Consider the following 13,216-nt stretch of genomic DNA (forward strand, 5'->3'; position numbering starts at 1 on the left):
TACCGAACGTTCGATTTTTGAGCGTTACGTCTATTTTTGACGCGCTTTTATCGCTTTTGGCAGCTCTGCGAGACTATTGATGACTAAATCTGCCGCTGCTTCGCTTTGATCTGTGACTGGTTTGCCGCTGCGTACCAGTACTTTTGTTCCTACCTGTGCCGCTGAAGCTGCCTGCATGTCTTCTAATTTGTCACCCACCATATAAGAAGTAGCCATATCTATATGAAGAAACTCTTGTGCTGAGAGCAGCATGCCCGGTTGCGGTTTACGACAATCACAGGTTTGGCGAAACTCTTCTACTATTGCTTCAGGGTGATGCGGGCAATAGTAGATACCATCAAGGTCAACGCCACGGTCAGCCAAAGACCAATCCATCCACTCAGTCAGATTTTCAAAATCAGCTTCAGTAAACATTCCACGGGCGATACCCGATTGGTTGGTGACGAGAACTAACGCATAGCCCATTGCTTTTAACTCGCGCATTGCGTCAATCACACCATCAATGAACTCGAACTGGTCAACTTCATGAACATAACCATGATCAACATTAATGGTGCCATCACGATCGAGAAAAATAGCGGGAATAGACTGTGCCACTTGGAAACTCCTGATACTGGGGATTTGGTGTAGTATCGCATGAATTACTATTTGGGCGAGAACAGACAATCAATCCTCGATTGATTTAGACGTCTGGATGCCTTAACATCCATACCGATGGCGGTCATCGCCCGTTATCGGCAGCAGAATATGCCACGGCTTACACTCATACGATAATAAATAACCTAATGATTAAACTTTCAAATATCACCAAAGTGTTCCAGCAAGGTAACCGCAGCATACAGGCGTTGAATAACGTCAGCTTGCATGTTCCTGCTGGGCAAATTTATGGCGTGATTGGCGCATCAGGTGCAGGGAAAAGCACGTTGATTCGCTGCGTGAATCTGCTTGAGCGCCCAACACAAGGTTCCGTTCTGGTCGATGGCCAGGAATTGACGACTCTGTCTGAAAGCCAACTCACTAAAGCACGTCGTCAGATTGGTATGATTTTCCAGCACTTTAACCTGCTCTCTTCGCGTACCGTTTACGGCAACGTCGCATTACCGTTAGAGCTGGACAATACGCCACGCGAAGAAATTAAGCGTCGCGTTTCCGAATTACTCGATTTAGTCGGTCTGAGCGAAAAGCACGATGCTTACCCCGCCAATCTGTCCGGCGGACAAAAGCAACGCGTTGCGATTGCTCGTGCGCTGGCAAGCAACCCTAAAGTTCTGTTGTGCGATGAGGCCACCAGCGCTCTTGATCCGGCAACAACGCGTTCGATTCTCGAGTTGTTGAAAGATATTAACCGTCGGCTTGGTCTGACTATTCTGTTAATTACCCACGAAATGGATGTCGTAAAACGTATCTGTGATTGCGTCGCAGTCATCAGTGATGGTGAATTGATAGAACAAGATACTGTAAGCGAAGTGTTCTCCCATCCTAAGACGCCACTTGCACAACAGTTTATTCAATCCACCTTGCATCTGGATATTCCTGAAGACTACGCACAACGCTTAAGCACACAAAAGAGCGGCGAAACCTTCCCACTGCTGCGTCTGGAATTTACCGGGCAATCGGTTGATGCGCCGTTACTTTCCGAAACCGCCCGCCGTTTTAATGTGAACAGCAATATTATCAGTGCGCAGATGGATTACGCCGGTGGAGTAAAATTCGGGATTATGCTGTGCGAATTGCATGGAGAACATCAGGATATGGACGCTGCTATCGCTTACCTGCAGCAGCAACATGTAAAAGTAGAGGTGCTGGGTTATGTCTGAGCCAATGATGTGGTTACTCCTTAAAGGAGTGTATGAAACGCTGGCAATGACTTTTGTGTCTGGCTTCTTTGGCTTCGTTCTCGGCCTGCCTGTTGGCGTTCTCCTCTATATTACGCGTCCAGGGCAAATCAGTGCGAACAGCAAGCTTTATAACAGCCTGTCAGCATTAGTGAATATCTTCCGCTCGATTCCCTTCATTATATTGCTGGTATGGATGATTCCATTTACCCGTACCATTGTCGGAACCTCAATTGGCTTGCAAGCCGCTATCGTTCCGTTAACGGTCGGTGCTGCGCCATTCATCGCGCGTATGGTAGAAAATGCCCTGCTGGAAATTCCATCAGGTCTGATTGAAGCATCACGCGCAATGGGCGCGACTCCGATGCAGATCATCCGCAAGGTTCTGCTGCCTGAAGCGCTACCAGGTCTGGTAAACGCTGCAACCATTACGCTGATTACTCTCGTTGGCTATTCCGCGATGGGCGGTGCTGTTGGTGCCGGTGGCTTAGGTCAGATTGGTTATCAGTATGGTTATATCGGTTATAACGCTACCGTGATGAATACGGTATTAGTGTTATTGGTAGTATTAGTGTATTTAATTCAATTCTCTGGCGATCGTATCGTCCGGGCTGTGACTCACAAATAATACGTTCAACACAACATCGTTTTTTACACATAGTAAGGAAAGGATATGTCTTTTAAATTTAAAACCTTTGCGGCAGTTGGTGCTTTGATTGGTTCCCTGGCACTCGTGGGTTGTGGTCAGGACGAAAAAGATCCAAACCATATTAAAGTTGGCGTCATCGTTGGTGCTGAACAGCAGGTTGCCGAAGTTGCACAGAAAGTTGCAAAAGAGAAATATGGCCTGGATGTTGAGCTGGTTACCTTTAACGACTACGTTCTGCCTAACGAAGCGCTGAGCAAAGGCGATATCGATGCTAACGCCTTCCAGCACAAACCATACCTGGATCAGCAGATCAAAGATCGTGGCTACAAACTGGTTTCTGTCGGTAATACCTTCGTTTACCCAATTGCTGGCTACTCCAAAAAAATCAAATCAGTAGATGAACTGCAAGCTGGCGCGCAGATCGCTTTGCCAAACGATCCAACTAACCTTGGCCGTTCATTACTGCTGCTGCAAAAACAAGGTTTGATTAAATTGAAAGATGGCGTTGGTCTGCTGCCAACCGTCCTGGACGTCACTGAAAACCCTAAAAATCTGAAACTGGTTGAACTGGAAGCGCCTCAGTTACCACGTTCTCTGGACGATGCTCAGATTGCTCTGGCTATTATCAACACCACTTACGCAAGCCAGATTGGCCTGACTCCTGCGAAAGACGGTATCTTCGTTGAAGATAAAGACTCTCCATACGTGAACCTGATCGTTTCCCGTGAAGATAACAAAGACGCAGAAAACGTGAAAAAATTCGTTCAGGCTTACCAGTCTGACGAAGTTTACGAAGCAGCAAACAAAGTCTTTAACGGCGGCGCAGTAAAAGGCTGGTAAGTTTCCATTCTTTATATTTTTGCGTAAATAATCTAAGACGGGCTAATGCCCGTCTTGTTATTTGTGCAATAGCTTGATTCAATAATCGCGTTTTATCATTCATTGAGGAAAAATTATGCGTGCTTTACCGATCTGTTTATTAGCCGTCATGCTGAGCGGTTGTACCATGCTAGACAGATCCCCTGTTGAACCTGTTCAAAGCACCGTAACACCGCCAAAAACCGAGCCTGCTAAACCAAAAGCAGTGCGCCCTGCGCCAGTCAAAATCTATAGCAATGCTGAAGAGTTAGTGGGTAAACCTTTCCGTGATCTCGGTGAAGTCAGCGGCGAATCATGCCAGGTGAGCAATCAGGATTCTCCACCAAATATCCCAACAGCCCGTAAACGCCTGCAAATCAACGCGTCAAAGATGAAAGCGAATGCGGTGTTATTACATAGCTGTGATGTTACGAGCGGCACACCAGGTTGCTACCGTCAGGCCGTTTGTGTTGGTTCGGCATTGAATGTTTCTGCAAAATGACAGCTTTTCGTTTCGAGCAGATCGGCGTAATTCACTCCCCTTATAAAGAGAAGTTTGCCGTTCCTCGCCAACCTGGTTTGGTGGCTGATGGCGGTGGGGAATTGCATTTTCTGCCGCCGTTTAACGTGGCTGATGCGGTTCGCGGCCTCGAAGGTTTTAGTCATTTATGGCTGCTATTTGTTTTTCATCAAACGATGGAAGGCGGCTGGCGGCCCACGGTGCGCCCTCCTCGTCTGGGTGGCAATGCACGAGTGGGGGTTTTCGCTACGCGCTCAACATTCCGACCCAATCCCATCGGTATGTCACTAGTTGAGCTGAAAGGGATTCGCTGCCAAAAAGATCAGGTCATTTTGCAGCTTGGTAGTCTGGATTTGGTCGACGGTACACCAATCGTTGATATCAAACCCTATTTGCCGTTTGCCGAAGCCGTGCCACAGGCTCTTGCTGGGTACGCGCAAAATGCCCCTGTAGCCGATATGCCTGTTTACTTCACGGCTGAAGTGCAGCAACAACTATTACAGCTTGATAAGCGTTATCCCCACATTGAACGTTTTATCAGTCAGGTACTGGCTCAGGACCCTCGCCCTGCATACCGTAAAGGTGAGGAAATCGGTAAAACCTACGCTGTTTTATTGTTGGATTTTAACGTTCGCTGGCGTGTAACCGATCAAGGTTCAGAAGTGTTTGCTCTCGAAGCTCGTTAATTTATCACCCTTCTCTTTTGACATCTCTGCCACACTGGTAAACTAATTCACTTATTTTGCATCAGGCTACTTAGGTAGCCAGTTATCTGCCGTTCAAATGGAACCGTAACAACATGCGTACTAGCCAATATCTGCTCTCCACATTAAAGGAGACACCAGCCGACGCCGAAGTCATCAGTCATCAACTGATGCTGCGTGCCGGGATGATCCGCAAACTCGCTTCCGGTTTATATGCCTGGTTGCCGACCGGTTTGCGTGTTCTGAAAAAAGTCGAAAACATCGTGCGTGAAGAAATGAACAACGCCGGTGCCATCGAGGTGAGCATGCCGGTTGTACAGCCCGCAGAGCTGTGGCAGGAAAGTGGTCGTTGGGAGCAATATGGCCCAGAGCTGCTGCGTTTTGTTGATCGCGGCGATCGCCCATTTGTACTCGGCCCAACTCATGAAGAAGTCATCACTGACCTGATTCGTAACGAGCTGAGCTCTTACAAACAATTGCCACTGAACTTCTTCCAGATCCAGACTAAGTTCCGTGACGAAGTGCGCCCACGTTTCGGCGTGATGCGTTCCCGTGAATTCCTGATGAAAGATGCTTACTCTTTCCATACTTCTCAGGAATCTTTGCAGGAAACTTACGATGCGATGTATCAGGCCTACAGCAAAATCTTCACCCGTATGGGTCTGGATTTCCGCGCGGTAGAAGCAGATACCGGCTCCATCGGCGGCAGCGCATCTCATGAATTCCAGGTTCTGGCGCAAAGCGGTGAAGATGATGTCATCTTCTCAACTGAGTCTGATTACGCCGCTAACATTGAATTTGCTGAAGCGGTTGCTCCAGCAGGTGGTCGTGCAGCACCGACTGTTGAAATGACGCAGATTGATACTCCGAATGCAAAAACCATCGCTGAGTTGGTTGAGCAGTTCAACCTGCCAGTTGAAAAAACCGTTAAGACATTGATGGTTAAGGCAACCGAAGGGAGTGCTTACCCTCTTGTTGCTCTTCTGGTTCGTGGCGACCACGAACTGAATGAAGTTAAGGCAGAAAAACTGCCGCAAGTTGCCAGCCCGCTGACTTTTGCTACTGAAGAAGAGATTCGTGCAATCGTTAAAGCAGGTCCTGGTTCACTTGGCCCAATTAACCTACCAATCCCAGTGGTAATTGACCGTACTGTGGCGGCGATGAGCGATTTCGCAGCCGGAGCTAATATCGACGGTAAACATTTCGTGGGTATTAACTGGGAGCGTGATGTGGCGCTGCCAGAAGTTGCCGACATCCGTAATGTCGTTGAAGGCGATCCAAGCCCTGATGGCAAAGGTACTTTGCTGATTAAACGTGGCATCGAAGTGGGTCACATCTTCCAGCTCGGCACGAAATACTCTGAAGCGATGAAAGCATCTGTTCAAGGTGAAGATGGCCGCAATCAGACTCTGACTATGGGTTGCTACGGTATCGGCGTCACTCGTGTGGTGGCGGCAGCCATTGAGCAGAACTATGACGACCGTGGCATTCTGTGGCCTGATGCGATTGCACCGTTCCAGGTTGCTATCCTGCCAATGAACATGCATAAATCTTTCCGCGTGAAAGAATTAGCTGAAGAGTTGTATTCAACGCTGCGTGCCAAAGGCATCGACGTATTGATGGATGACCGTAAAGAGCGTCCAGGCGTGATGTTTGCTGATATGGAACTTATTGGTATTCCGCACACTGTCGTTATCGGCGATCGTAATCTTGATAGCGAAGAAGTCGAATACAAAAACCGTCGTGAAGGCGAGAAGCAAATGATCAAAACCAGCGAAATCATTGATTTCTTGCTGGCGCAGATTAAACGCTAAGAACCCTGGTACTCAGTAAAAAGCCCCGCTAACTTCTTAGCGGGGCTTTTTTTATGCATCTGATTAGTCGCGGCAGGTTTTCTTCGGCTCGAACTTAGCAGCCCGATCTGCAACAACTGTTTTTCTCAACTCACCGCTATCGGGAGACGCTTGTAAGGTAAAGTGAGCTTCAACCACCAGCAACACTGGCTGGAAATCCTCACCACGCGCGGCAGCATACCCTCGCTCAAGTTCTGCATTGCTGGCAACGTCAAAGGTTTTCCCTGTCGCACAGTCCTGGAAAATCGCCGCATCAGCCATGTATTTGTACATGCCTTTCATCGTCATGGGTGTCGCGGGCAACGCATCTTTCATCGGCTGCAATGTATAATTGAGCTTTGACTCAATGGGATTGCCTGCCCGATCCAACATTTCCAGGTTATGACCTTTAGGACGGAAATAGATTTTTTCACCGTCTGACTCAGTTAATACTAACTTATCAGCCGTGCGTGCCCAGCTCCCATAAGAAGCGAACACTGCCGGTTCTTTCGCACCCTGATAGCGTTGATTCATTACCCAAGTGCCATCTTTTTCCAAAAACAGCGAGGTTTCAATTCCTGAGCAATCTGCGCAAGGTAAAACGCCACGGTAGCTTTGTTGCATGGGTTGCAGTTCTGCAACTTGTGTCGATTGTAACGCTTGAACTTCGGCTCGATTATTACAGCCAAAAAGCGCGAACAAACTGCACACAGCAACAGCTGACAATAGAATCTTTTTCACCATATCTTCCTTCTGCTGGTCAATTTCTTTGCCATTCGTCATTCAGGACGACGGACTTTTCCTCGTAGAGACTTGGTCGTAGATTTTTGTGATTTCGAGGCCAGACGACGCTCTTTTGACGCACGCGTTGGACGAGTTGCCCGGCGACTTTTTTGCTCAACGGTTAATTCCTGAATCAAGGAAACGAGTCTTGCCACCGCCGCTTCACGATTCATTTCCTGGCTACGATACTCTTGCGCCTTTATCACCACGACACCATCAGGTGTAATCAGGTGGTGGCTAGCCGCCAACAAGCGTTCTTTATAGTACTCTGGCAGGCTCGATGCACGAATGTCAAAACGCAAGTGGATTGCCGTTGAGGTTTTATTCACATGTTGACCACCCGCCCCTTGCGCGCGAATAGCCGTAATGGTGACTTCACTGTCCGGTATTGCTACCGCCCTGGAGACAACAATCATTAATGATGCTGCCAGGCCGTGAAGTGAATTTCGAGATTATTCTCAGCGTCTGACAGCCAAATCGCGCCATCCTGAATAGTGGCCTGCAAATTCATAGAACGCGTACCGAACTCACACAGTTTCGCCAACTGCTCATCATCGAGATACCAGATAGACAAATTCTGATACTGCTTGAGTTTGTTTTGATGTTGCTGCCACCAGATTTCAGCGGCACGGCTGTTATAGGTAAACAACGCCACTTCACCTGATTGGCTGCACGCTTTTTTCAGGCGTTTTTCCTCTGGCAGACCGAGTTCAATCCACAAGTCGATGCCCATATGATCGTTGCGCAGCCAGATTTCCGGCTCATCTTCAGCACTTAATCCACGGGTAAATTGCAGCCGCTCATTGGCATATTTAATCCACGCCAGCAAACGCAACATCATGCGTTCTTGAGTTTCCGAGGGATGGCGCGCAAGCGTCAGGTTGCTATCCAGGAACTGATTTCTGTCGAGATCGGCAACATTCACCATCGCTTTATAGATTGTCGCTTTTAACGCCATCACACTTCTCCACACTAATTAGGCCGTCATTGTAACGAAAACCTCGCTAAAACGCTGTTATGTATTCACGATAGTAGAGAGTTACGCTGCTGATATCGGTTTCATGCCTGTGGTATAGTCACCTTGCTAAACAGAGTTTATCTTCGTAGGCTTAACTGGCATCCCACGATTAAGTCTGAGGTCGGGACTCTGAAAGGAGGGCGTGTGGAAAAGTATTGTGAATTAGTACGAAAGCGCTATGCGGAAATAGCCAGCGGAGATTTGGGTTACATTCCGGATGCACTGGGTTGCGTCTTGAAGGTGCTGAACGAAGTGGCTTCCGATGAAGCACAACCAGAATCTATTAGGGAACAGGCGGCGTATGCTGCCGCGAACTTACTGGTGAGCGATTATGTCAATGAATGATGCCTATCAACCCATCAATTGTGATGATTATGACAATCTCGAGCTCGCCTGCCAGCATCACTTATTATTGACGCTGGAGTTAAAGAGCGGAGAAGTTTTCAAGGCGAAAGCCAGTGACCTGGTGTCTCGTAAAAACGTCGAATATTTGATTGTCGATGATGCCGGTGCCACTCGCGAAGTTCGCCTCGATAAAATTACCAGTTTCAGCCATCCTGAAATTGGGACTGTCGTCGTCAGCGAGTCCTGATACGCAAAGTATCCGCATGCGCGGGCAGCCTGAGGCTGCCCGTTTTTTTAACTACGGTTTCATCGAAGCGTAGTAGGCTGCCAGATTGCTAATATCCTCATCAGACAAACCGCTAACATACGCCTTCATCACTTCAGCTTGCCCGCCGCTACGTTCACCCTTTTTATACGCTTGCAATGAGTGCTCAAGATACGCCTGGTTTTGCCCCGCAAGATTTGGGTACATCGGTACAGAAACTTTCCCTGTTGCTCCATGGCACGCCACGCACATCATTGCTTTCTGCTCACCGGCTGCTGCATCACCTTTTGCCTGAACAGGCTGAGCACACAACAGTGCGCCAGCAAGAAAAATCATTCTCTTCATTGTTTATCTCCCTTTTGCCAGTCGATACGCCAGCATGATTGTTCAGTCGCTTTTCCATCCCGGGTAACAAAAACGCCCAGAGCGGCAATCAATTGTTCGCCATAATATAACAGCGGCGTTCTTTCCCGCTGCCAGGGCGGAAACCCCAATTCTTGCCATATTTTTTTCAGACTTCGCCCACGCTCGCGCCCAACAATGTGGAACTGGCCTGAAGCTTTAAAACGCACCGTCACCGGTTCGTTCTCCAGAGGGGCGCGGATTTCTTGCCCTATTGCCGCACGTTGGATAGTTCCCAAACCGTCAGGCAAAGCTAATGGATCGAAAGGTGCTGCCCAGCAAACCACTTCATCTGCCAGACCGTTGCTGATCGGCAGCCAATACAATGCCTTCTGAAAACGACGGACTTCATGGCCGCCAAACTTCAAGCGCGGATTAGCATCTTCACGGCTGGTTGCCACTTCATCCCATACGCGTACGAGAGCGGCCCTGGAGGGCATTACCGCTTTCTGCCGGGAAAACCAACGACGCAGTAGCGCTGCGCGACGAATATCGCTTAACGCCTGCATAGGCTCAATTAATAACGACCCGTCAGGCTGAATCAGATTATTCAGTTGTTCAGACAGCAACTCATCAAGGAGTTGCTCTTGCTCGCCACATAACTCAGCACTGCGCGCGACACTTTGCGGGAAATGGGGCCAGCGTTGTTGTATTTCGGGAAGTACTCGCAACCGTAGGAAATTACGATCATAGCTGTCGTCTTGATTACTTTCGTCTTCTATCCACGTTAACTGGTGCTCAACCGCCCATGCTTCCAGTTGTTTACGTGTTTGCCCAAGTAACGGACGGATTAATTCAGTATCACCAAAAGACAAGCGCTCAGGCATTGCGGCTAATCCTGCTGGGCCACTCCCACGCTTCAAAGCGAGCAAAAACGTTTCACATTGGTCGTCAAGATGCTGTGCTGTAAGCAGTACTTCTTGAGGCTTTAATGCATTTGCCAGTGCCTGATAACGTGCGGCTCGAGCGTGAGCTTCAATTCCCAGTCCATCTTCGGCAAGTTGCACTCGTTTTACCTCAAACGGCACGTTCCATTGCGTGCATACTTTCCGGCAATGCTCCACCCATTCTTCGGCAAAAGGGCTTAAGCCATGATGAATATGCATTGCGCGAATTTGATAATGAGAAGCCTGGGTGTCACGCAGCGTGACTAACTGATGAAGCAAAACCGTGGAGTCCAGCCCGCCACTAAACGCCACCAGCAATTTTTGGTGCGGCTGCAGTAATGTGATTAGAGGACGAAGTTGCATAGTCAGTAATTTAAATAAGGATTTGCCCAGCACGTTACTGGGCTATGTCAGAGGAGGCAAGCGTTACTGTCAGATGACTTATTGCTGATACAACTCCAGCGGCAACCCATCCGGGTCATTAAAGAAAGTAAAACGCTTATCCGTGAAAGGATCGATACGTACCGGTTCACATTTCACGCCATGATTCTCAAGATGAGCAATTGCGCTATCGATGTTATCAACGCTAAATGCCAGATGGCGCAGTCCGCAGGCTTCAGGGCGGCTTGGGCGCGCTGGCGGAAAAGGAAATGAGAACAGCTCGATGACATATTGGCCATTCAGCGCCAAATCACCTTTCCAGGAATCCCGCTCCTCGCGATAAGCTTCAGCTTGCAACGTGAAGCCCAGAATATCGCAATAAAAATGCTTACTGATTGCGTAGTCCGAGGCAATGATAGCGATGTGGTGAACTTGCTTTAAATCCAGCATAAATGCTCCTAAACCGTTTTTAAGACCCGAACTCTATAAATTCCATCGTCACCCAGTTTGGCACCATGGATATCCGTTTCGAACCCTGGATAATGCTCCCCTACCGAACAAAGCATCAACAAGAAATCGAGCACCGCACGGCTTTCATGGGTAATCATCTCTCCCGGCATCACCACCGGCACCCCCGGCGGATAAGGCAGAATCATATTGGCGGAAACACGATTCAACAGTTGTTCAATTTCGACCGTTTCAACGTTCCCTTTGACTTGCTGCTGATAAGCCTTATACGGCGTCATCTTCATTTCTGGCAGCACATCGAATGCACGCAGCATAAGGTCCGAAAGATTATGCTGTTTAATCAGTTTATGGATACCTTGCGCCAAATCTTGAATCCGCATGTTGCGGTAGAAATCAGGGTCTTCCGCGTACAAATCTGGCAGCATGTTTTTCACACGCAAATTGAGATCGTAGGCTCGTTTAAACTCCGTCAAACCCCGCAGCAAACTGAGTGCTTTGGTTTTGTCTATGCCAATACTGAACAGAAATAGCAGGTTGTACGGTCCGGTTTTTTCGACAACAACGCCGCGCTCATCGAGGAATTTCGCGAGCAATGCCGCCGGAATCCCCTCCTCGGCCATTGTGCCCTGCTCATCCATTCCCGGGGTCAGAATCGTGACTTTGATTGGGTCGAGGTACATGTGGTCAGCATCAGCATCCTTGAATCCATGCCAGTCTTCTTCACCTGGTGAAATTGGCCAGCAAGCCGCTTCATCGATGAACTCCGGCTGCCAAATATCGAAGAACCAATCCTCAGACTCCTCGCGTAAACGTTGAACCTCGCGGCGAAAATGTAATGCGCGCTCGACCGAACGGTTGATCAACCGCTTGCCCGGATTTCCGCGCAGCATCGCTGCTGCAGTTTCAATCGATGCCACCAGCGGATAACTTGGCGAAGTGGTCGTATGCATCATGTAAGACTCATTGAACGTCTGTTCGTCGTAATCGCCTTTGATATGGATAAGCGAGGCCTGGGACAAAGCGGCCAATAATTTATGTGTCGACTGCGTTTCGTAAATCACTTTCCCCGGCACACGATCGCCACTCATACCGCTTTTCCCCTGATAAATAGGATGGAAGTTGGTATACGGCACCCAGGCAGAATCAAAGTGTATTGAAGGAACATCGAGCGCTTGCTTAATGAATTCAGTGTTATATAGCAAACCGTCGTAAGTTGAGTTAGTGATTACCGCATGTACTGGCCACTGCGCATTTTCCGTGGCAGCGACTTTTTCTTCGATGCTCTCACGCATAAATTCACGCTTTGGAATGCCGCCTAAAATACCCAATGCATTACGCGTCGGTTTTAACCAGATGGGCACCAGGTCGCTCATCATTAGCAAATGAGCCAACGATTTGTGGCAATTACGGTCAATAAGCACCGTACTGCCAGAGGGGGCCGCGTACATGCCGACAATTTTATTCGATGTCGAAGTACCGTTAGTCACCATGTAGCTCTGTTCTGCGCCAAAAGTCCGCGCAATATACTCCTCAGCTTCAAGATGTGGCCCGGTGTGATCAAGCAAAGAACCCAGCTCGGTGACAGAGATTGAGACATCCGCTTTGAGCGTATTCGCCCCAAAGAAATCATAAAACAGGCAGCCAACCGGGCTTTTCTGGTAGGCCGTACCCGCCATGTGGCCTGGCGTGCAGAAGGTGTATTTCCCTTCGTTAACATAGTTGAATAACGCTTTAGTCAACGGCGGAGTGATGTTATCCAGATATTCATTGGTGTACTGGCGGATACGCAACGCGATATCGTCGGCGACACTGAGCGCATATTCGAAAAACCACAGTGCCATGCGCATCTCGTTGATGCTGACATCAAGTGATGAGTGCGTATTGATAAACGCGTACAGTGGTAAATATTCATTCAGCGAATTAATTTCACTGCATAAATCCAGGCTGTACTCGTCCCAGTCAAAGATGACGCCGCAAATGCGGGGATTGTGTTCGATAAGTTTCAACAAGTCGGTGCTGTTGGTGGGGTAGATGAGCCGGAAACCTTGTATTTCCAGTGCTTGATGCAGCTCTTTGATTGGCTCGTCTTTATAGTAAACGCCGTGCGTCCCCATGATTGCAATAATATTCAACACTCACCTCCTGGCAAAAATACTTCAGGTAAGCATAGTTTATTGAAATTGCATTCAGGACAAGTGTCGAGGTGTAAAGCTTCTTAAAGTATCGATTTCAGGCAATAAAAAAGGCCAGAATTGCTTCCAGCCTTCTT

Annotated in this window: 16 protein-coding genes; 8 read left to right on the forward strand and 8 right to left on the reverse strand. The window is 48.4% G+C overall.

Annotated features, from left to right (window positions below; genetic code table 11):
- Positions 1 to 30 precede the first annotated feature (30 nt).
- Complete coding sequence (gene gmhB / locus OH773_RS17485) at positions 31 to 597, reverse strand: D-glycero-beta-D-manno-heptose 1,7-bisphosphate 7-phosphatase (protein ID WP_270140439.1); 567 nt, start codon at positions 595 to 597, stop codon at positions 31 to 33.
- A 188-nt stretch (positions 598 to 785) separates the two neighbouring features.
- Here gmhB and metN point away from each other — a divergent pair, with 188 nt between their 5' ends.
- The 6 genes from metN (at position 786) to proS (ending at position 6,380) form a co-directional block, all read left to right on the forward strand.
- On the forward strand, positions 786 to 1,817 hold the full coding sequence (gene metN / locus OH773_RS17490; RefSeq protein WP_183272857.1) for a methionine ABC transporter ATP-binding protein MetN: 1,032 nt from the start codon (positions 786 to 788) through the stop codon (positions 1,815 to 1,817).
- Positions 1,810 to 2,463: a methionine ABC transporter permease MetI gene (locus OH773_RS17495; protein WP_183272856.1), complete on the forward strand. Its 654-nt coding sequence runs from the start codon at positions 1,810 to 1,812 to the stop codon at positions 2,461 to 2,463. The genes metN and OH773_RS17495 overlap by 8 nt, the downstream gene beginning before the upstream one ends.
- 45 nt (positions 2,464 to 2,508) lie before the next feature.
- On the forward strand, positions 2,509 to 3,324 hold the full coding sequence (gene metQ, locus OH773_RS17500) for a methionine ABC transporter substrate-binding lipoprotein MetQ (protein ID WP_183272855.1): 816 nt from the start codon (positions 2,509 to 2,511) through the stop codon (positions 3,322 to 3,324).
- A 115-nt stretch (positions 3,325 to 3,439) separates the two neighbouring features.
- Complete coding sequence (gene rcsF / locus OH773_RS17505) at positions 3,440 to 3,844, forward strand: Rcs stress response system protein RcsF (protein ID WP_270140445.1); 405 nt, start codon at positions 3,440 to 3,442, stop codon at positions 3,842 to 3,844.
- Positions 3,841 to 4,548, forward strand: coding sequence for a tRNA (N6-threonylcarbamoyladenosine(37)-N6)-methyltransferase TrmO (tsaA, locus tag OH773_RS17510; protein ID WP_270140447.1), 708 nt, complete (start codon positions 3,841 to 3,843; stop codon positions 4,546 to 4,548). Before rcsF ends, tsaA begins: the two co-directional genes overlap by 4 nt.
- A gap of 113 nt (positions 4,549 to 4,661) precedes the next feature.
- Positions 4,662 to 6,380, forward strand: coding sequence for a proline--tRNA ligase (proS, locus tag OH773_RS17515; protein WP_270140449.1), 1,719 nt, complete (start codon positions 4,662 to 4,664; stop codon positions 6,378 to 6,380).
- Between the two features lie 63 nt (positions 6,381 to 6,443).
- Here proS and nlpE read toward each other — a convergent pair whose 3' ends face one another.
- From nlpE to OH773_RS17530, 3 genes are read right to left on the reverse strand one after another with little or no spacing between them, the layout of a single operon-like run.
- Complete coding sequence (gene nlpE / locus OH773_RS17520) at positions 6,444 to 7,139, reverse strand: envelope stress response activation lipoprotein NlpE (RefSeq protein WP_270140451.1); 696 nt, start codon at positions 7,137 to 7,139, stop codon at positions 6,444 to 6,446.
- A 38-nt stretch (positions 7,140 to 7,177) separates the two neighbouring features.
- Entirely contained in the window at positions 7,178 to 7,597 is a 420-nt protein-coding gene (gene arfB / locus OH773_RS17525) for an alternative ribosome rescue aminoacyl-tRNA hydrolase ArfB (protein ID WP_270140453.1), read from the reverse strand.
- Positions 7,597 to 8,139 carry a YaeQ family protein gene (locus OH773_RS17530; RefSeq protein WP_270140455.1) on the reverse strand — a complete coding sequence of 181 codons (543 nt, stop codon included), beginning with the start codon at positions 8,137 to 8,139 and terminating at the stop codon, positions 7,597 to 7,599. The genes arfB and OH773_RS17530 overlap by 1 nt, the downstream gene beginning before the upstream one ends.
- Positions 8,140 to 8,343: 204 nt before the next feature.
- Between OH773_RS17530 and OH773_RS17535 the strand changes: the two genes are divergently transcribed.
- Together OH773_RS17535 and rof are read left to right on the forward strand one after the other, a co-directional pair.
- Positions 8,344 to 8,544, forward strand: coding sequence for a YaeP family protein (locus tag OH773_RS17535; protein WP_183272849.1), 201 nt, complete (start codon positions 8,344 to 8,346; stop codon positions 8,542 to 8,544).
- Positions 8,531 to 8,791 carry a Rho-binding antiterminator gene (gene rof / locus OH773_RS17540; RefSeq protein WP_183272848.1) on the forward strand — a complete coding sequence of 87 codons (261 nt, stop codon included), beginning with the start codon at positions 8,531 to 8,533 and terminating at the stop codon, positions 8,789 to 8,791. Before OH773_RS17535 ends, rof begins: the two co-directional genes overlap by 14 nt.
- 51 nt (positions 8,792 to 8,842) lie before the next feature.
- Here rof and OH773_RS17545 read toward each other — a convergent pair whose 3' ends face one another.
- The 4 genes from OH773_RS17545 to OH773_RS17560 form a co-directional block, all read right to left on the reverse strand.
- Entirely contained in the window at positions 8,843 to 9,154 is a 312-nt protein-coding gene (locus OH773_RS17545) for a c-type cytochrome (RefSeq protein WP_270140458.1), read from the reverse strand.
- Positions 9,151 to 10,461, reverse strand: a complete 1,311-nt coding sequence (gene tilS, locus OH773_RS17550) for a tRNA lysidine(34) synthetase TilS (protein WP_270140460.1) — start codon at positions 10,459 to 10,461, stop codon at positions 9,151 to 9,153. The genes OH773_RS17545 and tilS overlap by 4 nt, the downstream gene beginning before the upstream one ends.
- A gap of 78 nt (positions 10,462 to 10,539) precedes the next feature.
- Positions 10,540 to 10,929, reverse strand: coding sequence for a VOC family protein (locus OH773_RS17555; RefSeq protein WP_270140462.1), 390 nt, complete (start codon positions 10,927 to 10,929; stop codon positions 10,540 to 10,542).
- Positions 10,930 to 10,937: 8 nt separating this feature from the next.
- On the reverse strand, positions 10,938 to 13,079 hold the full coding sequence (locus OH773_RS17560; RefSeq protein WP_270145937.1) for a lysine decarboxylase LdcC: 2,142 nt from the start codon (positions 13,077 to 13,079) through the stop codon (positions 10,938 to 10,940).
- Between the last annotated feature and the right edge of the window lie 137 nt (positions 13,080 to 13,216).

Source organism: Buttiauxella sp. WJP83, assembly GCF_027594725.1.
Classification (GTDB): Bacteria; Pseudomonadota; Gammaproteobacteria; order Enterobacterales; family Enterobacteriaceae; genus Buttiauxella; species Buttiauxella selenatireducens.

Bases quoted from the DNA above. Each gene is read 5' to 3' on its own strand.
- metN (WP_183272857.1), top strand. From the start codon at position 786: ATGATTAAACTTTCAAATATCACCAAAGTGTTCCAGCAAGGTAACCGC.
- OH773_RS17495 (WP_183272856.1), top strand. From the start codon at position 1,810: ATGTCTGAGCCAATGATGTGGTTACTCCTTAAAGGAGTGTATGAAACG.
- metQ (WP_183272855.1), top strand. From the start codon at position 2,509: ATGTCTTTTAAATTTAAAACCTTTGCGGCAGTTGGTGCTTTGATTGGT.
- rcsF (WP_270140445.1), top strand. From the start codon at position 3,440: ATGCGTGCTTTACCGATCTGTTTATTAGCCGTCATGCTGAGCGGTTGT.
- tsaA (WP_270140447.1), top strand. From the start codon at position 3,841: ATGACAGCTTTTCGTTTCGAGCAGATCGGCGTAATTCACTCCCCTTAT.
- proS (WP_270140449.1), top strand. From the start codon at position 4,662: ATGCGTACTAGCCAATATCTGCTCTCCACATTAAAGGAGACACCAGCC.
- arfB (WP_270140453.1), bottom strand. From the start codon at position 7,597: ATGATTGTTGTCTCCAGGGCGGTAGCAATACCGGACAGTGAAGTCACC.
- OH773_RS17530 (WP_270140455.1), bottom strand. From the start codon at position 8,139: ATGGCGTTAAAAGCGACAATCTATAAAGCGATGGTGAATGTTGCCGAT.
- rof (WP_183272848.1), top strand. From the start codon at position 8,531: ATGTCAATGAATGATGCCTATCAACCCATCAATTGTGATGATTATGAC.
- OH773_RS17545 (WP_270140458.1), bottom strand. From the start codon at position 9,154: ATGAAGAGAATGATTTTTCTTGCTGGCGCACTGTTGTGTGCTCAGCCT.
- tilS (WP_270140460.1), bottom strand. From the start codon at position 10,461: ATGCAACTTCGTCCTCTAATCACATTACTGCAGCCGCACCAAAAATTG.
- OH773_RS17555 (WP_270140462.1), bottom strand. From the start codon at position 10,929: ATGCTGGATTTAAAGCAAGTTCACCACATCGCTATCATTGCCTCGGAC.